The sequence below is a fragment of the Compostibacillus humi genome (assembly GCF_014637175.1).
Classification (GTDB): Bacteria; Bacillota; Bacilli; order Bacillales; family Amphibacillaceae; genus Oceanobacillus; species Oceanobacillus humi.
Genome location: NZ_BMEV01000009.1, coordinates 41,046 through 63,194, shown reverse-complemented (window position 1 = coordinate 63,194; position 22,149 = coordinate 41,046). Strand labels below are relative to the sequence as shown.

At 43.6% G+C, this 22,149-nt stretch carries 22 protein-coding genes and 1 pseudogene; 9 read left to right on the top strand and 14 right to left on the bottom strand.

Features of this window, described 5'->3' with window-relative positions; all coding sequences use genetic code 11:
* Window positions 1–192: 192 nt before the first annotated feature.
* On the bottom strand, window positions 193–984 hold the full coding sequence (locus IEV18_RS03765) for an SDR family oxidoreductase (RefSeq protein WP_188391041.1): 792 nt from the start codon (window positions 982–984) through the stop codon (window positions 193–195).
* Between the two features lie 56 nt (window positions 985–1,040).
* Complete coding sequence (locus IEV18_RS03760; RefSeq protein WP_188391040.1) at window positions 1,041–1,934, bottom strand: AEC family transporter; 894 nt, start codon at window positions 1,932–1,934, stop codon at window positions 1,041–1,043.
* Window positions 1,935–2,022: 88 nt separating this feature from the next.
* Here IEV18_RS03760 and IEV18_RS03755 point away from each other — a divergent pair, with 88 nt between their 5' ends.
* A complete protein-coding gene (locus IEV18_RS03755; RefSeq protein ID WP_188391039.1) occupies window positions 2,023–2,889 on the top strand; it encodes a CvfB family protein in 867 nt (288 codons plus the stop codon).
* 49 nt (window positions 2,890–2,938) lie between these two features.
* On the opposite strand, the gene IEV18_RS03750 is transcribed toward IEV18_RS03755, so the two are convergent.
* Window positions 2,939–3,232 (bottom strand): hypothetical protein, encoded by a 294-nt coding sequence (locus tag IEV18_RS03750; RefSeq protein ID WP_188391038.1) that lies wholly within the window; start codon window positions 3,230–3,232, stop codon window positions 2,939–2,941.
* Between the two features lie 167 nt (window positions 3,233–3,399).
* On the opposite strand from IEV18_RS03750, the gene IEV18_RS03745 reads away from it, so the two are divergent.
* The 3 genes from IEV18_RS03745 to IEV18_RS03735 all read left to right on the top strand — a co-directional run bounded on the left by IEV18_RS03745 (window position 3,400) and on the right by IEV18_RS03735 (window position 6,711).
* Window positions 3,400–5,097, top strand: a complete 1,698-nt coding sequence (locus tag IEV18_RS03745) for a M3 family oligoendopeptidase (protein WP_188391037.1) — start codon at window positions 3,400–3,402, stop codon at window positions 5,095–5,097.
* 213 nt (window positions 5,098–5,310) lie between these two features.
* Window positions 5,311–6,096 carry an HAD family hydrolase gene (locus IEV18_RS03740; protein ID WP_188391036.1) on the top strand — a complete coding sequence of 262 codons (786 nt, stop codon included), beginning with the start codon at window positions 5,311–5,313 and terminating at the stop codon, window positions 6,094–6,096.
* Window positions 6,097–6,168: 72 nt separating this feature from the next.
* The gene (locus IEV18_RS03735) at window positions 6,169–6,711 is read left to right on the top strand and encodes a glycerol-3-phosphate responsive antiterminator (RefSeq protein ID WP_188391035.1); all 543 of its coding nucleotides are present in this window, start codon (window positions 6,169–6,171) and stop codon (window positions 6,709–6,711) included.
* Window positions 6,712–6,946: 235 nt separating this feature from the next.
* Here the strand turns inward: IEV18_RS03735 and glpK are convergent, their stop codons facing one another.
* The 4 genes from glpK to IEV18_RS03715 form a co-directional block, all read right to left on the bottom strand.
* Entirely contained in the window at window positions 6,947–8,440 is a 1,494-nt protein-coding gene (gene glpK / locus IEV18_RS03730) for a glycerol kinase GlpK (RefSeq protein WP_188391034.1), read from the bottom strand.
* A gap of 109 nt (window positions 8,441–8,549) precedes the next feature.
* Window positions 8,550–9,107, bottom strand: a complete 558-nt coding sequence (locus IEV18_RS03725; RefSeq protein ID WP_188391033.1) for a GH116 family glycosyl hydrolase — start codon at window positions 9,105–9,107, stop codon at window positions 8,550–8,552.
* Window positions 9,100–9,639 (bottom strand): GH116 family glycosyl-hydrolase, encoded by a 540-nt coding sequence (locus IEV18_RS03720; RefSeq protein WP_188391032.1) that lies wholly within the window; start codon window positions 9,637–9,639, stop codon window positions 9,100–9,102. Before IEV18_RS03720 ends, IEV18_RS03725 begins: the two co-directional genes overlap by 8 nt.
* Window positions 9,640–9,773: 134 nt before the next feature.
* On the bottom strand, window positions 9,774–10,049 hold the full coding sequence (locus tag IEV18_RS03715; protein WP_229733542.1) for a hypothetical protein: 276 nt from the start codon (window positions 10,047–10,049) through the stop codon (window positions 9,774–9,776).
* Between the two features lie 287 nt (window positions 10,050–10,336).
* On the opposite strand from IEV18_RS03715, the gene IEV18_RS03710 reads away from it, so the two are divergent.
* On the top strand, window positions 10,337–12,004 hold the full coding sequence (locus IEV18_RS03710; protein WP_188391030.1) for a glycerol-3-phosphate dehydrogenase/oxidase: 1,668 nt from the start codon (window positions 10,337–10,339) through the stop codon (window positions 12,002–12,004).
* A 30-nt stretch (window positions 12,005–12,034) separates the two neighbouring features.
* On the opposite strand, the gene IEV18_RS03705 is transcribed toward IEV18_RS03710, so the two are convergent.
* From IEV18_RS03705 to ggt, 3 genes are read right to left on the bottom strand one after another with little or no spacing between them, the layout of a single operon-like run.
* Window positions 12,035–12,562 (bottom strand): chromate transporter, encoded by a 528-nt coding sequence (locus IEV18_RS03705; RefSeq protein ID WP_188391029.1) that lies wholly within the window; start codon window positions 12,560–12,562, stop codon window positions 12,035–12,037.
* Entirely contained in the window at window positions 12,559–13,116 is a 558-nt protein-coding gene (locus IEV18_RS03700) for a chromate transporter (protein ID WP_188391028.1), read from the bottom strand. The genes IEV18_RS03705 and IEV18_RS03700 overlap by 4 nt, the downstream gene beginning before the upstream one ends.
* A gap of 25 nt (window positions 13,117–13,141) precedes the next feature.
* Entirely contained in the window at window positions 13,142–14,749 is a 1,608-nt protein-coding gene (gene ggt, locus IEV18_RS03695; protein ID WP_188391027.1) for a gamma-glutamyltransferase, read from the bottom strand.
* Between the two features lie 289 nt (window positions 14,750–15,038).
* On the opposite strand from ggt, the gene IEV18_RS03690 reads away from it, so the two are divergent.
* Window positions 15,039–15,809, top strand: a complete 771-nt coding sequence (locus tag IEV18_RS03690) for a CsxC family protein (protein WP_188391026.1) — start codon at window positions 15,039–15,041, stop codon at window positions 15,807–15,809.
* Between the two features lie 78 nt (window positions 15,810–15,887).
* Here the strand turns inward: IEV18_RS03690 and IEV18_RS03685 are convergent, their stop codons facing one another.
* From IEV18_RS03685 to IEV18_RS03675, 3 genes and pseudogenes are all read right to left on the bottom strand, one after another.
* On the bottom strand, window positions 15,888–17,945 hold the full coding sequence (locus tag IEV18_RS03685) for a hypothetical protein (RefSeq protein WP_188391025.1): 2,058 nt from the start codon (window positions 17,943–17,945) through the stop codon (window positions 15,888–15,890).
* Window positions 17,946–17,990: 45 nt separating this feature from the next.
* Window positions 17,991–18,795, bottom strand: a pseudogene (locus IEV18_RS03680) (CsxC family protein).
* Between the two features lie 206 nt (window positions 18,796–19,001).
* On the bottom strand, window positions 19,002–19,784 hold the full coding sequence (locus IEV18_RS03675) for a CsxC family protein (RefSeq protein ID WP_229733541.1): 783 nt from the start codon (window positions 19,782–19,784) through the stop codon (window positions 19,002–19,004).
* A 64-nt stretch (window positions 19,785–19,848) separates the two neighbouring features.
* On the opposite strand from IEV18_RS03675, the gene IEV18_RS17200 reads away from it, so the two are divergent.
* From IEV18_RS17200 to IEV18_RS03665, 3 genes are read left to right on the top strand one after another with little or no spacing between them, the layout of a single operon-like run.
* Window positions 19,849–20,415, top strand: coding sequence for a ParM/StbA family protein (locus IEV18_RS17200; RefSeq protein ID WP_229733540.1), 567 nt, complete (start codon window positions 19,849–19,851; stop codon window positions 20,413–20,415).
* Window positions 20,416–20,442: 27 nt separating this feature from the next.
* A complete protein-coding gene (locus tag IEV18_RS17195; RefSeq protein WP_229733539.1) occupies window positions 20,443–21,039 on the top strand; it encodes an acetate and sugar kinases/Hsc70/actin family protein in 597 nt (198 codons plus the stop codon).
* A 5-nt stretch (window positions 21,040–21,044) separates the two neighbouring features.
* Complete coding sequence (locus IEV18_RS03665; RefSeq protein WP_188391023.1) at window positions 21,045–21,413, top strand: hypothetical protein; 369 nt, start codon at window positions 21,045–21,047, stop codon at window positions 21,411–21,413.
* Window positions 21,414–21,506: 93 nt separating this feature from the next.
* Here the strand turns inward: IEV18_RS03665 and IEV18_RS03660 are convergent, their stop codons facing one another.
* Complete coding sequence (locus IEV18_RS03660; RefSeq protein WP_229733538.1) at window positions 21,507–22,076, bottom strand: CotY/CotZ family spore coat protein; 570 nt, start codon at window positions 22,074–22,076, stop codon at window positions 21,507–21,509.
* Between the last annotated feature and the right edge of the window lie 73 nt (window positions 22,077–22,149).

The window sequence follows — 22,149 nt, the reverse complement described above, 5'->3', positions numbered from 1 at the left end:
ACGATAACTCCATGCATTGGACGATTTCACCTTGCAATGGACGATAACTCCATGCATTGGAAGGTTTCACCCTGCACCATATGAAAACATGGCGTTTTCCACCTTGTAACTCCATGCATTGGAAGGTTTCCGCATGGCAAGCTTCATCGATAAATGAAAAAATCGGCGGATTAATCGCCGATTTTTCCTTTTCTATAATGCCCGTACGGCACCGCCGTCCACAACGAGGGTCTGTCCGGTAATGTACGTATTTGCACCCGATGCGAGGAATACGACAGCTTTGGCAAATTCCTCCGGCTGACCGTACCGCTTCATCGGAATCGCAGCTTCCGCCTCTTTTTTAACATCATCCGGCGTAACTCCCTTTGCCTTTGCCCGATGTTCGTTCAATTCTAAAACACGATCCGTTTCAATCGTGCCTGGCCCCACCGTATTAATGACAATATTGTCTTCCCCAAGTTCGATTGCCAATGTTTTCGCCAGTCCGACAATTCCCGGACGCATCGTGTTGGATAAAACGAGATGATCAATCGGCTGTTTTACCGAGGAAGAAGCAAGGTTGATAATCGCCCCCCGCTTCTGTTTTTGCATATGGGGAACGACGGCACGAATTGTCCGCACAAAGCTGAGCAAATTTAGTTCAAAGGCATGATACCAGTCATCATCGGTCATATTGAGAAATTTCCCTGCCGGCGGTCCTCCGGTATTGTTGACTAATGCATCGACCGTGCCGTTCCATGCAACTGTTTCATCTACGAGGCGGCGGATATCCTCCGCTTTTTTCATGTCGCAAACAACGTAGCGGACATGTTCATTCCCCGTTGCTTCCACAATTTCTTTCTGGGCCTTCTGCAGCGATTCCTCCGATCGGCTGCTGATCATGACGCGTGCTCCTTCACGCGCAAATTCGGTGGCGATTGCTTTGCCAAGCCCTTTGCTCCCTGCCGTAACAATCACTGACTTCCCTGTTAATCCTAAATCCATCATATCTCCCTCCCACTTAAATAATTCTGCAAAAATTGCGAATTTCCTTCCACGGCTTAAACGAGATTTAATAAAATCGTAATTGTAACAATACTTACCATCGTGGAAATAAACGTAATGCTGGAAACAAGCTCCGGCTCCGTATCAAATTCAATGGCGTACATCGTTGTTGTCGCAGCGGGCGGCATGGCGGAAATGATAATTAAAATCGACCCGAGGAGCGGATCAACCTCAAAAAGCAGCACAAACAAAAAGGCAAAGACGGGCGCAATCAGCATTTTTAGCGTGACCGAACTGACAATAACCTGCCAGTTCAGGTTCAATCCCGTCATCGAACCGAGCTGCATGCCGAGCAAAATCATCATTACCGGGATGGCTGCATCCCCTACCATAGACAATGTCGAATGGACGGATTCTGGTATGGAAACGTCGGAAAACTGGAAAAGAAACGCCAAAATCATCGCATAAGTTGTCGGCATTTTCATCACAGTAATAATCGACCGCTTAAATCCGCTTTTGCTCCGGGAAGCGTAATAAACGCCAAAAAAGTTGTTTTGCAGCCCTTGAATCACCATAATAAATACGGCATAGGGCAATGCAACGGGACCAATGCTGTACAAAACGACCGGGAGCCCGTAGTTTCCGGAATTGAGGAACCCGGTCGATAAAATAGCGGCACTTTCCAAGTTGGCCGGCCACTTCAAGATTTTTGCCAGCATTTTATTGAGAAAGACCATAAAAAAGAACAGAGCAAACATAAAAATAACGATAATGACATAGCTAAACTCAAACTCCGCATCATATAACGAAATAAAAACGAGGGCCGGGGATAAAATATAAAGTGATACCGCCGACATCGTCCGGATATCAAGCACGCGAATTCGTTGCAGCACAAAACCGGAAGCAAACACACACATGATTGGCAATATGACATTGAAAAACAACTGCATCTGTATTCACCACATTACTTGTCTATAATTTCCTATTTTATCACATTATGGCAGAAAATTACGAATAAAGTAGAAAAGAGGGAACGAAATGACACCATTGCCCCTTGGAACGGTGCAGCGAATGACCGTTTTAAGAAAAATCGACACCGGTTACGTGTTGGAAAAAGAAGGACAAACCGCCCTCCTGCACCATCGGGAAACAAAGGAGGAGCTGGAGGAAAATGAAGAAGTGGACGTATTTTTGTACAACGATAAGAAAGGAAATATTGCGGCTACTGCCGTCATTCCAAAGATTCAGCGGGGAATATACGATTGGGCAGAAGTAACGAATGCGATTTCCGGTCTTGGGGTTTTTGTACATATCGGAATTGGCAAGGAAATGCTCGTTTCCGCCGATGACCTTCCTCCATTTGAAAGGGTATGGCCAAAGCCAAACGATAAATTATTCGTGACCCTTGGCCTGGACAGAAGAGGGAGACTGCTGGCAATTCCAGCAACGGAGCATGAAATGAACCGGCTCTTTTCCCCTGCACCGCCGGAAATGCTCTATCAGCCGGTGTCGGGGAGGATTTTTCGCACGAGCAGAGAAGGTTCCGTCATGATTACGGAAGAAAACTATCGGGGGTTTATCCACCATACAGAGCGGAAAGAGGAACCGAGGCTTGGGGAGCTTGTCCATGGCCGGATCATTGACGTAAAGGAAGACGGCACGATAAATGTATCCTTGCGGCCGCAAAAGGAAAAAAGCATGACAGACGATGCAGAAGCAATTTTGCGTCATTTGGAAAAACATAACGGCGTCATTCCTTTTGATGACCGGAGCGATCCGGAAGATATCCGCGCCACGTTTGGTATAAGCAAAGCCGCCTTTAAACGGGCCCTGGGAAAATTAATGAAGGAAGGAAAAGCAGAGCAAAGAGACGGACATACGTATTTACTGGAAAAGAAAGAATAGCTGCTGCCGAAATAAAAAATCCACAGCACGCCGCTGCGGATTTTTCTGTTTATGCGCTTTTTGCGTCTCCGTGATGACGGTACGTATCGACCAAGGCGGTAATAATAAAGGAAACAGCCGATGCAAATAAAGTGGCAATTCCCCAGCCGCCAACAGGAGCACCAAGAAAGCTCTCGTTAATATATGTAGCAACGAGTAAAAATAATAATCCAACAATAAATGCAACTAAACTCGGGAAATAACCAACGAATTTCTCCTTAGCTGTAGCTCTTAACAATACTAAATTGATTACGACTAAGGCAATGGTAATGATTACTCCCACTAACATTACAGCTTGAGCCATCGTTTTCACCCCAATTATATTTGTCGTTCTTATCTTTTAGTCTACTATCGCCCGCCTGGATTGTCAACGTTTGCACTATGACGATAGTAAAAACCAGCTATTTTCTGAAAAAATACATATATCCCATCTTTTTCCTTTATAATCTATATGAAAGGAGCGGGAAATTTATGAAAACCTTTGACCAGTACGAATATAAACGGCCGAATGTAGAAGAGGCGAAGCAAAACTTTTACAGCCAGCTGGCAGACTTTAAAGAGGCAGATTCGGCAGAGAAAGCAATCGCCGTAATGGAAAAAATTAACGATATCCGCAATACGATTTCGACGATGGACAATCTCGTCTACATTCGTGCTTCCATTGATACGACAGATACATTTTACCAAAAAGAGCGGGATTTCTTCGACGAAACGAATCCTGAATTTGAGGAATGGACGACAGACTTTTATAAAGCATTGGTCGCGTCGCCTTTCCGGGATGAACTGGAAAAACGATACGGGAAGCAGCTTTTTCAGTTGGCCGAATGCCAAATCAAAGCCTTTTCCCCGGAAATTATCGATTTATTAAAAAAGGAAAACAAATTAGTATCGGAGTATTCCAAACTCATCGCTTCGGCGCAAATTGAATTTCAAGGGAAGACTTATACGCTGTCGCAAATCGTTCCCTTCTACCAGCACCATGACCGGAACATACGGAAAGAAGCGGTTAGCGCGTCTGCCGGCTTTTATGCCGCCAATGGGGAAAAACTGGATGATATATATGACCAGCTCGTCAAAATCCGTCATGAAATCGCAACGACGTTAGGCTACAAAAATTTTGTCGAAGTCGGCTATTTGCGGATGCAGCGGATTGATTACGATGCGGAAATGGTGGAAAACTTCCGGAAGCAAGTCCGGGAGACGATTGTTCCTTTAGCCACAAAACTGCACGAAAGACAGCGAATGCGGCTCGGGCTAGATTCTTTTAAATTTTATGATGAGTTTTATGAATTTAAAACGGGGAACGCCACTCCGAAAGGTTCTCCGGAATGGATTATCGAGAACGGGAAAAAAATGTACAGCGAGCTGTCGGATGAAACGAAGGAATTTTTCCAGTTTATGCTGGACCGGAACTTGATGGATCTGGAAGCGAAAAAAGGAAAAGAAGTCGGAGGTTATTGCACGTATATCGCCGATTATGAATCCCCGTTTATTTTTGCCAACTTCAACGGAACATCGGATGATATTGACGTCCTCACCCATGAAGCCGGGCATGCCTTTCAAACCTACTTAAGCAGGCACCTGAAAGTACCGGAATATGAATTCCCGACGAGTGAAGCGGCGGAAATCCATTCGATGAGCATGGAATTTTTCACTTGGCCGTGGATGGAACTTTTTTTCCAGGAGGATACGGAGAAATATAAGTTTACCCACCTGGCAGCAGGAATCACCTTTATCCCGTACGGAGTTCTCGTGGATGAATTCCAGCACCGCGTCTACGAAAATCCGGACTGGACCCCGGAAGAACGGAAGCGCGCCTGGCGGGAATTGGAAAAAGTATACTTGCCTCACCGGGATTATGACGGCATCGAATTTTTCGAGTCCGGGGGATTATGGCAGCGGCAGCTCCATCTTTTCGATGAGCCATTTTACTATATTGACTATACGCTCGCCCAAATCTGCGCCTACCAGTTTTGGAAACGGGACGAGGAAAACCATGAAGAAGCATGGAATGATTATGTGAAATTATGTAAATTAGGCGGCTCCCGTTCCTTTCTGGAACTGCTTGATGCAGCAAATTTACGTTCGCCATTTGCCGACGGCACGGTAAAATCTGTAGTGAATTCGGTGGAAAAATGGCTGGATAATGTCGATGACAAAGCATTGTAGCTCAAGGGGATTTTCCCCTTGTTTTTTCTGCACTGTGAAAAAAGGAACTGAGAGAAAACCGGAGAACCGATAGCACCTGGGATTTGGAATCGTCGTGTCCATCCAGTTTTTATCATTCGGGAAAGAGCAATGTGAGATTCCGGAACGCTTCCTTTTCTTTTCCTAATTTGGATATGTTACAATAGCGGCAAACGAACATCAAAGGAGAATTCAATGAAGTACAAAGTAATTTTTCTCGACATTGACGGAACGATTCTAAAGCGTGACCATACATATACGGATAAAACGAAAGAAGCCATACAAGAGGCCCAGCGTCAAGGCCTGGAAGTATTTCTTGCTACCGGCCGGCCGATTCATGAAATTCACGGGCTGGCAAAAGAACTGAACATCCAGTCGATGATCGGCTATAACGGCGCCTTCGCAACGTATCGCGGGGAAACGGTCGTCCATGAAGTCATGCCAGAGAAAACGGTTCGGTACTTTTACGACCTATCTCAAGAATACGGCCATGAATTTATTATGTTTACCGATGAAAAAAATTATTTTAGCGATTTGGAAAGTCCAGTCCTCGAGCATTTTGGCCGTACGTTCCAAATGACGATCAATGCAGCCTTCCGTCCAGACATTCTTCCCCGCGTGTTGGGACTGACGGTAATGGGCGTGCTGCCGGAACAAGTTCCCCTTTACGAAAAAGAGAATTCGGTCCATCTGTCAAAGGTGCGCGGAACAGGAATTGAGCATACGTATGACATTATTCGCGATAAAGTAAATAAAGGGGAAGCAATCAAGAAAATATTGGAGCATTTAAACATTCCGAAAGAAGCAGCCATTGCCTTTGGCGACGGGATGAACGATAAAGAAATGCTCCAGGCCGTCGGAGAAGGTTTTGCCATGGGAAACGCCAATCCAGATCTTCTCCCGTATGCAAAACATCAAACGGCGACAGTAGATGAATCAGGAATTTATATCGGCTTGCAGCAGCTTGGGATTGTGGAATAAAGAAGCTTTTCCATGTGGACATGGCACGAGATTGCATAGGAGTCAGCAAAATTAAATACAGAGGTGAATACCGTGGATATCCCTTCAGGGGTCATACCTGCTATCAGGAAAATGAAAGATTTTGACCATGTATTAAAGACTTCCCATGAAACGGTCATTTTTTTAGAAACGAGGCTTGATCAGTTAAAAAGTCTAGTGGAATATACTAAAAGATCCAATAAACAAGCACTTGTTCATTTCGATTTGATTCAGGGCTTAAAAGCAGACGAATATGGAATGGAATTTTTAATCCGCGAAGTAAAGCCTGACGGTATCTTATCTACAAGGGGAAACATAATTAGCTTAGCAAAAAAACATCATTTACTGTCCATTCAACGGTTATTCTTAATAGACAGCAGTGCGCTAGAGCATAATTTACAATTAATTAAACGCCTGAAGCCAGATTGTATTGAAGTTTTACCCGGAATTATACCAAGCATGATTCAGGAGATTCATGCTGAAACAAAATTGCCTGTCATTGCTGGCGGATTGATTAAAGAGGAATCCGACATTGAGCAGGCGATAAAAGCAGGTGCCGTTGCCGTTACTACTTCTAATCCAAAACTTTGGAATTAGAAATAGCATTCTTGGCATGTTCATCTCCGCTATTCTGCCTTCGAGCATTCGTTGTGTTCCACGAAAATCTTTACTCACGCAAGAAAACTACCCTAATCACCAATGAATAGGGTAGTTTTTTGCATCGTATAGAATGTTATATGGAAATTTCAATAGAACACCATAAACTTTCTGGTATGGGTAATCCAGGAAATATAACGATGTACTCAATAGACTTATTAAAAACTATTGCTGCCTATTTAAACTTTCTTGTTGCTTGTACTGCTTTTTTCCAACCGTCATATAGTTGTTCTCGCTTTGTATTGTCTATTTTTGGCTCGAAGGTTCTTTCATTTTGCCAATGTTTCACGATTTCATCTTCTCCTGCCCAGAAACCTACTGCCAAGCCGGCCAAATACGCTGCTCCTAATGCAGTTGTTTCATTCACTACAGGACGATCAACCGAAACACCTAAAATATCGCTTTGAAACTGCATTAAGAAATTATTTTTCACTGCACCGCCATCTACCCGCAGAGATTTCAGATCAATTCCGGAATCGGCTGTCATCGCATCTAATACGTCTTTCGTTTGATAGGCAATGGATTCCAATGTAGCACGGATAAAGTGCTCTCTTGTTGTGCCACGCGTCAGCCCAAACACTGCTCCGCGAGCGTCACTATCCCAATATGGGGTGCCTAATCCAACAAAAGCTGGTACAACGTATACCCCATCTGTTGAATCAATTTTTGTTGCAAATGCCTCGCTTTCTGGTGCATGTTCTATTAATCGTAAACCGTCACGCAGCCATTGGATCGCTGATCCAGCAACAAAAATACTCCCTTCCAGGGCATATTGTACTTTCCCGTTAACCCCCCATGCCAATGTCGTAAGTAGTCCATGCTTCGATTTTACCGCTTTTTCTCCAGTATTCATTAACATGAAACAACCGGTACCATATGTATTCTTTGCCATGCCGACTTCAAAGCAAGCTTGGCCAAATAAAGCTGCTTGTTGGTCCCCCGCTATTCCAGCAATTGGTACTTCATATCCAAAGAAATGATAATCTGCTGTCGTTCCATATATTTCGGATGATTGCCGGACTTCTGGAAGCATACTCTTTGGCACACCGAGAATTTCAAGCAGTTCTTCATCCCATTTTAATTCATAAATATTGTACATCAACGTCCGGGAAGCATTGGAGTAATCTGTAACATGAACCTTACCGCCAGTCAATTTATAAACTAGCCAGCTGTCGATTGTACCAAATAATAATTCTCCTTTTTCCGCCTTTTCCCTTGCTCCTTCCACATGGTCCAGTATCCATTTTACTTTCGTTCCCGAAAAATATGGATCTAATAACAATCCTGTTTTTTCTTTAAACAGGTCTTCTAATCCTTTCTCCCGAAGTTCCTGGACAATTTCCTCTGTTTGCCGTGATTGCCATACTATTGCTCTGTATATAGGTTTGCCCGTATTTTTATCCCATACAACGGTAGTTTCCCGCTGATTCGTGATACCAATTCCTGCAATTTGATTCGGTGAAATATCTGCTTTTCTGAGCACATCCGCAATACAGGCAAGGATTGACGTCCAAATTTCACTTGCGTCATGTTCCACCCATCCTGGTTTCGGAAAAAACTGTTCAAATTCCTTCTGGGCTATTTCAACAATTTCTCCGTTTTTATTAAATAAAATCGCACGAGAACTTGTAGTCCCCTGATCTAGAGATAGAATGAACTTATCCTTCATTGTAAAACTCCTTTGATTATCTTATTTTGCTTTTTACAAACTTTATGGAACATGAAGGCAGCCAGATGTACTTGATATCCTGTTGCTTTTGTATCTTCATCCGTAACGATTACATTAGCCAGACAGATAAAGGACGCATGTTTAATGGTGCTCTGAAACGTCCTTCACTATCCCATGCAGCTGGAGTGCGGAATTGCAGGCCGGTATGATTATAAATCATATTTCTTAAGCTTATGGCCACCATATTAGCCTCTTTATGGAGGCCGTATTCGTAGAGCATCGCTGTATAAATCCAAGCAGAACCAACGATTACCTCATTAACCTGTATCGTTTCTCCTCCATCACCTTCAAAATGCTGACGTCCTTCTTCAGCAACTAATAGAGGACCAAATCTTCCATCCGAGTAAGCCATTACATTGTTCACATAAACCGACTTCAAGTGTGAAATTACCTTTTCTTTTGGTATTAAATCCCCCAATCCAGCTTTTTTCGCCAAAAAAATTCCAAATAAAGAGTCGGACATTACTGCCTTACTGTATTTTCCAGTATCATTTGTATTATAATATTTTCCGTTCCAAAGTCTCTCCATCGTTTTTTGGGCTTTTAAAAATTTGTTATAATAGTAGCCAGCCTTTTCAGCATTATACCTTTCTGACAGTTTAGCCATTATAAACCATGCTGCGATACATAGTCCGCTTGTGCGGGATTATCGGTGAAAAATACTCAATTAATAAATCAAATGGAAGTTCTTTACTTTTGTAATATTCATATACAAAAGGGAAAAGGGCAGCATATTCCATTTCTGCCTCTTGAAAATCGTTCCCTCCAATTCTAATCCGCTTATAATAAACTTTATCATCGATTTTCCAGCGGAGCAAAAAAAATGCAGGCTCTATTGTTTCATGATGATGAACCCCTTGTTGCAAATGCCAGCGGTTAAAATTCCCCGTAAAGTCTCTTGAAAAATTGCTTGTGCCAATGCCCCCCAAAAACGGACCATTGTACGGGCCATCATCATGACTTCCGTGCTTTGCCACGTATGGAGGGTGAAAATCCTTATTTTTTTTATAATAGACACCGTAATCTGTTCCGTTTTGATACATGACTTTTCGATAGTAATTACTATTATTATTGAACGTAAAAACAAAGCCGTATTTTTTAGCATTGTTGTAACGTTTAAATGCCTTAGAGAAGGACATATGTACACCCCTTTAAAATGAATTTGATAGCTTATTTACATGTGTTGTCATATATTTGTAAACCAATTCCAATACAACGAAGTCAGAAAGCAGGGTGTGAGCTTCGAATTGTTATTTTACCTGACCTTTTTACTTTATCGAATACGTTTTTCTGTTGTTTTATCAAAGAAAATAGCTTTATTCATATCAATTGCTAATTTAATCGTCGCATTGACACTTATGTTCGCGCGGGAATCAATTCTTGCAACGAAATCTTGAGAGCCGATCTTCGAATAGATAAGCGTTTCCGAACCAAGCAATTCTGAGACATGTACCTTGACGTCCAAGGTGGGCCCTGCCGATGCATCAATAAATCCCGCCGAGAACCGTCCTGTTGTTAAAGGTATCCATTTTAACGGTCTGGCCTTCATTCCACAATATCCCTTCACTGACGACAAAGATTGCATATCCATAGGTTTTAACAGCATTGTCTACGGAGCTTAATAACCGTTTTTTAATTTGACGTATTGTTATAATATGATAAAATAAAGCTAAACAAGTTAATATAGTGGGACGGAGATTTGGAGAAACCAAAGAACTGCTATTTCAAAGTACAGGAATAGCATGTTTTTTGGTTTATTTTTTTTGTTTTTCCCAAAATTAACTTTAGGCACTATGAATACGATTCATTCAAACAAACTAAAAGGAGTTGTTCAAGATGAGTTATTTTTCCAGTCTGAAACGCAATGATATTTTTACAAATATGAAAAAGGAAAAATTAGATCTCCTCGTCATTGGCGGCGGGATTACCGGTGCCGGCATTGCCCTTGATGCTGCAACCCGCGGGTTAAAAGTGGCCGTTGTGGAAATGCAGGATTTTGCTGCCGGAACGTCCAGCCGGTCGACGAAATTAGTTCATGGAGGATTGCGCTATTTAAAGCAGCTGGAAATTAAGCTTGTGGCAGAGGTAGGAAAAGAGCGGGCGATTGTGTACGAAAACGGACCCCACGTGACGACACCGGAATGGATGATGCTTCCTTTTCATCAAGGAGGTACGTTTGGTCCTTTTACAACGAACATCGGCCTAAAAGTTTACGATGTGCTTGCCGGCGTGAAAAAATCCGAACGCCGCAAAATGCTTTCCCCGGAGGAAGCGTTGCAGAAAGAACCTCTCATCAAACGGGATAACTTGAAAGGAGCAGGCTTTTACGTCGAGTATAAAACTGATGATGCCCGGCTTACGATAGAAGTAATGAAAAAAGCAGTCGAGAAAGGAGCCATTGCAGTTAATTACGCAAAGGCAGACGAATTTCTTTATGATGATTCCCGTAAGTTGAAAGGTGCCGTCATTAAAGACCAGATTACCGGGGAAAAACACGACATCTTCGCCAAAAAAATTGTCAACGCCGCCGGACCGTGGGTAGACGAACTTCGCGATATCGACGGGTCGAAGAAAGGAAAACATCTGCTGTTATCGAAAGGAGTCCATCTCGTTTTTCCGAAAGAACGATTCCCGCTCCGCCAGGCAATCTACTTTGATTCACCAGACGGCCGGATGGTCTTTGCCATACCAAGAGAAAACAAAACCTACGTGGGCACAACGGACACGTTTTACGAAGGAGATATTGCCCATCCGACGGTAACGACAGAAGACCGGGATTACCTTCTGAACGCAATTAACTACATGTTCCCGACGGTGAATATTGCCGCAGAAGATGTGGAATCGAGCTGGGCGGGGCTGCGTCCGCTAATTTCTGAGGAAGGAAAAAAGCCGGGAGAAATTTCCCGGAAAGATGAAATTTTTATTTCAGATTCTGGCCTGATTTCCATCGCCGGCGGAAAATTAACCGGGTATCGGAAAATGGCGGAAGCGGCAGTGGATACGGTAGTAAAGCAGTTGAAAGAGGAAGAAGGCATCCTTTACAGCTCTTCAGACACGGTACACTTGCCGATTTCCGGAGGAGATGTCGGCGGCTCAAATGGCTTCCCACTATTTAAAAAGGAAAAAATTTCTCAAGGGATTGCTCTAGGTTTATCGGCAGAGACAGCTGAAAGTCTCGTGCAAAAATACGGTTCCAACATCGATACGATTTTTACCATCTACCGAGAAAGAAAAACGGAAGCCGCTGCAGAAAACATAGATCCGATAGTTTTTGCTCAGCTGATATACGGTATGGAACACGAACTCGTTTATAAACCGGCAGACTTTTTCATTCGCCGTACCGGGGCCTTATTTTTCCATATCCAATGGGTGCATCAACATAAAGATGCGGTCATCCGCTATATGGCAAAGACGCTGAATTGGACTTACGAACAGAAGCAAGCCTATACCGAAGAATTGAATCAGCTTTTACATGAAGCCGTTACTCCGCTACCGAATGAATAAAAGGCAGCCGATACAGCTGCCTTTTCTTTTTTACAAGAAAAACCCACCGTAAATGAGTGCCCCGGCAATAACAAAGGCCGGGTGCACTTTCCATTTTTCAATCAATAAAAAACTGATAACGCCAAGCAGGAGCGTTTGCCATACACCGATTCCTTCCATCGATTCGGAAAAAAATTTCCACGTCAGCACCCCGAGCAAAATCGCAATGACCGGCTGGACGAAAAGGGTGAGCCGTTTTACCTTTGGCGAATCTTTAAATTTATATAAGAGGGTTCCTAAAAAGATCATCAGTACCAGAGACGGGGCAACTGTTGCAAAAGTGCCGATGACGGCACCAAGCACCCCGCCCATTTCATAGCCGATGTAACCGGCAAGTTTCGTTGCAATCGGTCCGGGCAAAGAGTTCCCAAGCGCGAGCACTTCACTAAATTCTTGCACCGTCATCCAGCCAAACCGGCGGACAACTTCATTTTCAATTAGCGGAATGGACGCAGGCCCGCCGCCATACCCTAATATTCCGGGAATGAAAAAAGCCCAGAAAATTTGCACGTAAATCATTTGCTCTCCCCTTCCTTCTTCCTGTCATTTACGGAAAGGGCTAAAACAAGCAGCACCGCAATCACAATTCCCGGATGGACATGGAGCCATTGCAAAATAATAAACAAGATTGCCCCATAAATAATCGTCCGCGGCCAGCCAAATCCGGCCTGGGTCTTTTTCACAAATTGCCACGTGAGCACCGCCATCATCATGCCGACAACGGGAATCACCCCGGCAGCCATTCCTTGCACCCAATCGTATTCTTTAAAGGAAGAAAGGGTGGTCAATAGGACAATGAGGAGGACAATGGTTGGGGCAATGTTGGCAACGATGGCGTTCACCATGCCCCAGAAGCCGGAGACGCGATAGCCGATATAGCCGGCGAGTTTGGTCGCAATCGGTCCGGGGAGGGTATTGGCAATTGCCAATACATCGCCAAATTCCTCCTCTGTCATCCACCCGTATTTTTCCACCACTTCCTTTTGTATTAGCGGAATCGATGCCGGCCCGCCGCCAAAACCGAGCATGCCGACACGAAAGAAAGAGATAAAAATGTCCCAATGCAATTTCATTCTGTCACAAACCTTTTTTCTAGTATTACCAGGCGGCAATATTGCCGTCGGTCCGGGATTCCGTCCCTCCTACCAGTATACCTGATTCCGGGTTGCGCCAAATAATCTGGCCGCGGCCAAACTGATTCGGCTCCACTTGCACCCGGATATCGTGGCCTTTTAAACGCAATTCCTGGGCTATATGGTGCGGAAAACGGTTTTCCACTTCTACCGTCTTGCCCTTCATCCATTGCCAGCGCGGCGCATCAAGGGCTGCCTGCGGATGAAGACCGAAATCAATCGTATTCATAATTACTTGGACATGCCCCTGCGGCTGCATAAATCCGCCCATAACTCCGAATGGCCCGATTGGCATTCCGTCCTTCGTCAAAAATCCCGGGATAATCGTATGGTACGTCCGCTTGCCGCCTTGAAGTGCGTTGACATGATTCGGATCCATCGAGAAATTATGTCCCCGGTTTTGCAAGGCGATACCGGTCCCCGGTACGACAATCCCTGATCCGAATCCCATGTAATTGCTTTGAATAAAGGAAACCATATTTCCTTCTCCGTCCGCTGCCGCCAAATATACCGTACCGCTCATCACCGGCTCCCCTGCTTCCGGCATTAATGCTTCATCGGTAATCAGGCTTCGTCTCGCTTCTGCATAGGTGTCGCTTAAAATTTCCTCTGTAGTGTAGCGCATATATTTTTCTTCCGTCACATGTTCCTTCGCATCGGCAAAGGCGAGTTTCATCGCTTCAATTTGTTTATGGTACGTTTCCACGCTGTCTTTCTCCGGGAAATCGAAGCCTTTCAATATATTAAGCGCCTCCAATGCGATAATCCCCTGGCCATTCGGCGGAATTTCCCATACATCGTAGCCGCGGTAGTTGACGTGAATCGGTTCGACCCAATCGGCTTTATAGCTGGCCAAATCCTCTTCCGTTAAAAAGCCGCCTGTTTCTTGGGCAAAGGAAACGATTTTTTCTGCCAGTTCTCCCCGGTAGAACGATTCCGCATTCGTTTCCGCAATTTTCCGCAACGTTTCCGCATGATCTTTCGATTTCCAAACTTCCCCGACTTTTGGCGCCCTGCCCTTTGGTGCAAATGTATCAAACCAGGACTGAAACACCGGGTCCGTGAGCGTTTCTTTATATTTTCGGTATGACTTGTCCCAATTTTTCGCTAAAGTCGGAGAAACCGGATATCCTTCCTCCGCATACGTAATGGCCGGCTTTAGTACTTCTGTTAACGGGAGTCGGCCAAACCGTTCGGATAAGGCCGCCCATGCCCCCGGCGCACCCGGTACGGTTACCGGAATCCAGCCATGAGCAGGGATTTCATCATATCCCAGTTCTTTCACCTTCTCAATGGAAAGGGATTTCGGTGATCTCCCGCTGGCATTGAGCCCGTACAGCCTGCCATTTGTCCAGACGATGGCAAACGCATCTCCGCCAAGCCCGTTGGAACTCGGCTCTGCCACAGTGAGGCAAGCTGCCGTGGCAATAGCGGCATCAATGGCATTTCCGCCTTTTTTCAATATATCCAGACCTGCCTGAGCTGCCAGCGGCTGGGAAGTGGCTACCATGCCGTTTTTGGCATACACCGGATTCCGGGAAATCGGATACGGATTGTAACGAGAAAATTTCATGAAAACACCTCTTTTTCTAATTTTTCACAGTTTTCTTCTCATTATGACCTAGCAAATTAACAATGTCCAGCCGCGGATTTTGAACATGACACAATTTCAACAACAAATCCCCGCTACAGCCTAGAAATGTAACGGGGTTTTTTCGGACCTGCATGTGCAATTGAAAATATGTCGAAGCCTAACGACACAAGTCCACGACAAAAGTAAGTTTTACATAGAGTATAGTGAGTCGAAAGAAGAAAGATGAGTGTCATCTTTTGACAAAACGTTTAAATAAGGAGTGAAATATATGAAAGTGAATTCGAGCTGCGGATGCGGCCACAATCCATGCCCTCACATGCCTAAATCGGATTTTGCCAAATCCAAATCCGGCGAATGTGATATTATTCAAACCGGTTTCGATGACATTGAAGCGAAAGTCATTCTTGCAGAACCGCTTCTATTAATACCAGTGGAAACAGATATTAAACTCCCAACTTACGCTAGAGACATTAAAAATATCCGCAAAAACGTCCATCTAACTCAATGTAAAGTCCTGCAAGATCTTACGTTCGTTTCACCAAACAGGGCAACTCTTTTTGTTGAAGGATTTGTGCACAAAAACATTCAATATATTGATTCAGCCAAAGGTGTTTTGAAAGATTACAATATCAACGTACCGTTCCGCTGCTATGACCGCATCGATCTCCCTGTTCCGCCAATATCACCGGGACTTACCAGCAAAGATAGCTCTACAGAAGAATATAGGCAATTAGCAAAAAATGGCATGGAAGCAGATCGTTGTAAGTTTGGCTCGCTCACCTTTGAAGAACTGAACCAGCCAATTGACTGTAAACTATTATTTAGCGCTGTTGAGGAATGGGACATTCTAAAAAACTTTGATCGCTGGTCAAGATTTAATAAAATTACTGAGAAAATTAATATTATCCTTGGCTTAAGAATTACTCAAAAACAGCCTATTGATTTACTTGTCAATGGCGCAGCTCCAACCGACGATGAAAATACTGAAAACCAAGAATCATCTCGGGATGTATTCAGAAAATTAATTCGCCGTGCATAATGGATAATTAAGTATGATAGGGGGCTAAACCTCCTCATTTCATAATATGCAAAATTACAGTGAGGAGTTAGCCCGTTTTTATTTTATCCAGTCTGATTCCCATCCGTCAGATGCAATCAGAAGCGGAACATATTGTTTTTGCAGCAGATGCACCTCCAGCTGAACGGTTCCTTGAATTTCTATGGCATCTGTATCATAGGATATAGCTGGCCCATGGGTCCAGATAAAATGCATTGATTCCAGTTCTCCCTTCACCTCTTCGGCAAAGGACTGGCTGAACTCCGCATGTTCTGTCGTTTCCCCCTTTTTTAGAAGAAACATATATTCCTTCTTTTGGAGTTTTCCGGTTTTCGGTTTCCAGCGGACTTCGATAAACTGTTCCCATGGAATTGGCACTTTCCATGAATGGATAGAGTGTTTTTCTAAATCGGTGTACATAATATCAGCAAGAAAAATTCCCTTTAGAAAAACGACATTCGAAGGCAGGAAGACCGTAGCAGATAATTTCGAAACTGTCCAGCGGATATCTTGAATCTCCGCCATGGAAGATGGTAAATCCAGCTTCTTTTCTATCTGGAGATCTGACTTAATTTTTCCGAGCAGCACCGGAACTTTCACAAAGACGGTTTCCTTTTGTTTTTCTATTTGATGGCAAAGCAGATCATTTATTTCTTTTAAATCGGTAATATCTTCTTGCAACGAGAACAACTGTTCCTCAAAATGTTTCTTTAATTGGGATAATTTCTTGTCATCCTCTGATTCGAGCCAATCGGTAAATTCTTTCGCAAGGTCATCTTTCGTTTTCTTTTTCTCTCTCTCCTTATCCTTCTCTTTTTTGACCAACGCTATTTTGTCTTCAAATTCAGCCGCCGTATTTTCCCTTATAGACCTTTCCTGCAATACGGAACCGAGATCATCCGAGGCGCTGTTATCGATAATTTCCTGAAAATCACAATCATCGTCCTCTTCATCCTCTCCTGCAGCCCATTTCGGTATTTCCTCGTCATTATCCGCCTCTCTGTTTGCTTCCGAGCCCTTTTTCTCTTCGACGTCTTCTTCCGATTTTTCCGTCGCCTCTGGCTCTTTAAAATCTGCTCCCCATTCGTCATCTTCCTCTCGTACCAACCAGTGCGACGCTTCCTCTTCATCATCTTCGTCTGCTGTTTCCATCCATTCGGGAACTTCCAATGCCATTATTTCTTCAGACTCTTCTTCCTCCTGGTTCAGCCATTGCGGCGTCTCCAATTCTGTTATTTCTTCATCATCTTCTTGCTCTAACCATTCCGGTTCTTCTATTTCTGTAGTCTCCTCGTCTTCTTCGGCATCTGGTTCCGTCCATTCCAGTCCTTCCAACTCTGTTTCCTCTTCTTCCTCTTCATCCACTTGTTCCGGCCTTTCCGCAGCTTCCAATTCTGTGATTTTTTCATCACCTTCATCCTCAGGTTCCAACCATTGCGGTGTTTTTGGTTCCATGATATGTTCTTCAGCTTTGTCTGCCGATTCTTGCATTCCCGTTTCTCGTTCCTCTTCCTCATGCTCCATCATAATTTTTTCTGACTCTTCAATTCTTCCTTCATCTGCTGAAACTTTATTTATTCCGTCATCGAATTCCTGGCTCAACTCCTTCTCCTCTGCCGCATCATTTAACAAGTCCATCATTTCCGCTTTTATACTTTGAACTTCTTGCGGGTCCATCTCCATTTCCGCACTTGCATCTGAATGCTCAACAGCTGTTTTCTCCACGTCTTCGGCAGCATCATTGTTGTCTGCGATGGTGAAATCAGTCTCTTCTTCTAACTCCGGCTCTTCTTCCAGCATTTTCGAAAACTGTTCTACTAACGTATTCTTATCGCTTGCTACATCTTCAGGCAAATACTTTTGCAGCCGAAAAAACTTATTTTTATTAAATCGTATCGTTTTGACTTCACTTGTATCCGAAACACCAGGTGGAATTTCGCGGTAGATCCTGTCCTTTATTGTCGGCGGCGAAAAGATTGTTGGATGTACGTACATCGAACTTCTTCTCTTCGGCGTATAAATTTTCGGCGGCCGCCGTTTTCGTTGTTTTCCGTTGTCATTGTCTTTGCCGCTATTTCTTTGATATATCATCGTCATTGGGACTGAATTTTCGTCCACTTCCCTCCTCCCTAGACACAATTGTCACCTCAAATCATCGCTTATTTAATCCTCTTCTTCATCGTAATCATCATCATGATGATGTTCCCAAGGTTTGCAAGGCTTGCACTTTTTGTCATTTGTCGCAGAGGATACCCGGATTTGCTGGTTTTGCAAAACCTTTAACACAATATCGAGCACCATCTTTTCCTCGACTTTGGTAAACATCCCTTCATGATGCGGTGATTCATCCGGAATAGGTTCCCGATCGATTGCTTCATCCCATTCAATAATTTTGCTGGAAATCAGTTCGCCGTATGGCAGTTCGTTGTAAAACTGGCTGCTTTCCTGATGAAATTGGGACAGGTCGCTCGTAAGCAATTGATCCTTTTCCGGAAATCCTTCCGGCAGTGTTTTCTTCACACTAAAATCAAACTCTTCTCTTGTATTCACTTCCGGCATCACCGGCATCGATAAAAATTTCTTGATTTCTGTTACACATTCGAAGGGAATATTGACCGTATAGGAATGCAGGTGAGACGCTACGGAATGAGCTGTTCCTTGTTCAATTTTCGGTGACGGACTTGCATATTGGATATTTTTTCGGACAAAGCCTTTCACAAACAGTTTATTTGTCGGAAGGAGCAGGCGGCACTGAGTTAGCACAACCCGTTTCTTTAATTTCCAATACAGGTTCAGGAAACGTAATCGTTTCATGGACATGAATTTGCAATTTCAACTCCGCCAGCACGACAGGAACTTTTGTCACGATTTTTCCGATACTTACTTTTGGTTCAATCGGTTTATTTTCACACTTGCTTACTGTTGCCGATTTATGATGCTTTATTTCTTCTTGATGTTCAAAAGACATATTATTGCCTCCCCATCGCAATGGATTAATAACTAATGTATCCTATGTATGATATTTGACTATGTATAGGCATCTATCTAGTCAGAACCCATAAATAAAGACTGCCGACCATGGAAATAGTGCACCATGATTCGGCAGTTCAGATTGGAGAATAATATTTTTAACACGTCTCGGGATAAATTCGCATATACAGTAATAAATGCTGCTTATCCTGCGCCGCCATTGCCACCGCCTACTTCAATATTTTGCACTTGAAGGATACGGATGACAAAATTTAGCCGCATTTTTTCAACAACTTTTTGGAAAGTACCTTCGCCAACTGGGGCGTCACCGTAAGTTTGGCGATCAATCGCTTCATCCCATTCTAAAATTTCATCGCTGACTAACTCGCAGTAAGGAAAATCATTATAAAATCTTTCGCTTTCTTGGTGGAATTGGGAAATATCGCTCGAATGGAAATGGTCTTTTTCCGGGAAGCCGGTACCCAGTTTTTTCGTTCTTGCAAAGTCGTACTCTGTGCTATCGTTTGCTACTGGCAAAACCACCGGATTGTCAAGTTCTTCGATGGTTGTCATACATTCGAATTCTACCCTTGTCGTAAAGGATTTTAATTCGGATTCGACACATTCTCCATTTGGTTCATATACCGGGGTAGCATACTGAATATTTTTTCGGACGAATCCGCGCAAGAAAAGCGGAAACGGACCGCTGGATGTCGTTCCTGGCATATCGGTGGACGGGGTAAGCAAACTGCATTGTACAATTTCCACCCGTTTTTTGACGTTTTTTATTTCCATAACCGGGTCAGGAAAGGTGATGGTGCTCGATAAGTGGCTTGTAACGTTGAATTCTCCCAAGGTAACAGGTATACGAAATGTTCGTCCTGCTGCCGGCAAAGTTGGTTGCGTTGCTACTTCGTTCGTACATTCCCCTAAATGGGAAGACTGATTTACGCTAACACAGCTCTTGTCATCATATTTATGGCTCAATTTCATTCCTCCTTTTGAATTTTTACCTCACTTCATACTATGCGAGTCTCGAGGAGGGGGATTGATGGAAAATCAGCGGATTGTTGCTGTTGATATTGGCAACAGCTGGTTTAAAAGTTTAATTTCGGATCAGGGCGCTTTATATGAATATCAGTTTCCAAATGCGGTCGCCTTGTTTGACGAAGAATTTTACGAAGAACCGTACGATGAAGAAGATGTGCTTCTGGAAGAAAATATCATTGTCGAATTGAACAGTCCTTCCATTACGGAAAAACGGCAAGTATATTATGCGAGAAAGTCCGCTTTAAAAATGAAAAATGTCAGCTTAACATCCATTCATAATCAGAAAGTAACGGAAGACCGGACGTATACGTTATTGTTTGCGATGATGGCGTACCATGCGATTCAGACAAATCCGGGGGAAACAGAGCTGGATTTCACCGTCGATCAGCTGGCTGTTTCATTGCCGACGACCCAATATAAGACAAAAAAGGATCTTTTTAAAAATAAACTTCTCGGCACCCACCGGATTGTTTTTCATAAAGTGCCGGGAATTGACGCCCCGAAGGAAATTGCAGTGAAACTCCATATTGAAGACGTCATTATTGGCGCCGAGGGTGCTTGTGCATAACTAGGATTAACCCGGGATCAGGATACCTTGCTCATTAAAAATGAATCCATCGCCGAAGCGTCGAAAAAAGGGATTATTATCGGCGACTTAGGGGGCGACACCGTCGATTTCGTCGGCATTAAACACGGGAAGCCGGTCGCTTCCATCGAAGGGGAAATATTCGGCTTTAATCCATTCTTGGATGAAATTATCCGAAAGGTGAGCAAAAACGAACTGTATACGTTCGATTCGAGGGCAGAGCTGGAAGAAAAACTTATTCAAGGACCGTCGGAATGGTATGTGGAGCCGTTTGCCGGGGTGCGGAAAGATATTAGCCGCTACATTATTCCCCAATTGCGCCTCTTGGCCATCCGCTTTTTGGAAACCTTTGACCGGATTCGGAGCAGTTCACAAGAAATTAAAGGAGCAACGATGTACATTGCTGTCGGCGGAGCTGCTTCCATTGCCCAAAAGCAAATTGAAGAAACGGCCATTTCCTGGAAGAAAAGAGGCCGGCCGATTGAACTGTTTTTCCCGGAAGATATGTATAAGCTAAACGTTTTAGGATTAATGATCCTTGCGAAAATGAATATGATCAAGAAACAGCAGGGAAGCCATGAATACGTCGCTACTGCCAGAGGATGATAACAATGCAAGAAGTGTATTCAGATTATTTTATAGATGTAACGATTAAAATACCGGAAGAATTTATTGATGTCCGAACGGGAGAGACCCATCCCATATCTCCGGAAATCAGGGATCAGATTGCGTACCACGCAAAAAACAATACGCTAATCCATCTGCTTTTCTCTGCTTTAGATGAATATTTTGCACCGGAATCCAGCCATCATTCCGATACCGACGGAATTTTAAAAGAATTGGCGGACATTAAAAGACTGCTAACGAGCAGAAATTTTTCTGCCGAACCTGTTTCTGGAAATGGCACTGCAAAATCAAGCCAAACAGGGCAAATCCCAATGGAAGATGTGGAAGAGATTATCGAAGCTTACGGAGGTTAAAAAAAGGGCTGTATAAGGGAAAAAAGGAAGAACCCGATTCCGATACATTGCATTGGGCTTCCTGTTCTTCATTTACAGCCCTTATCCTTTCAGCTATTTAACGTGAACGGCATCCAGGCAAGATACAGCGCAGAAGCAAGATAAATCTACAGTAATACAAATGCCTGTTCCGAATAAATCGTGGACAGGCTTATGATCGATTTGACAGCATGGGCAGCAGAGGTGGTCTTTCTTCTTATCATGTTTAAAGTCGGATTTAAAAGCTAACAATTCCAGGACGGCACAGCCGTGCTTGACATCTTTGACTTTAAATAAGAAGGATTCGACGCATTTAAACCGCTTTTTCTTTGAATCGCAAGTATACGTTGCCACGCCCGTTCCTTTGAACGGATCACAGCCGCAGTACAGAATAACAGGAATCGTATTTTTCTTGCTCCGCTTTCGCTTTCCTAACAAATCGTCAATGGAATGGGAACAAGAAGTGTCGCAATGATCATCTTTTGCTTTTCGCTGGGCTTCGACGATTGCTTCTAACACCTCTTCTACACAATGCTCAAAATGTTTTTTTCCTCTGTCATGACAATGACATGACTTTCTTGAATTTTTCCCTTTATGACAATGACAGCCTTTATCATGTCCGTCATCTTTCCAGTAGGCTTCCATCTGTTTCACTCCTCTTCTATTATTACTCAACATATCTTATGACTCTACTATGTATTTTGATTGATAAGGAAGC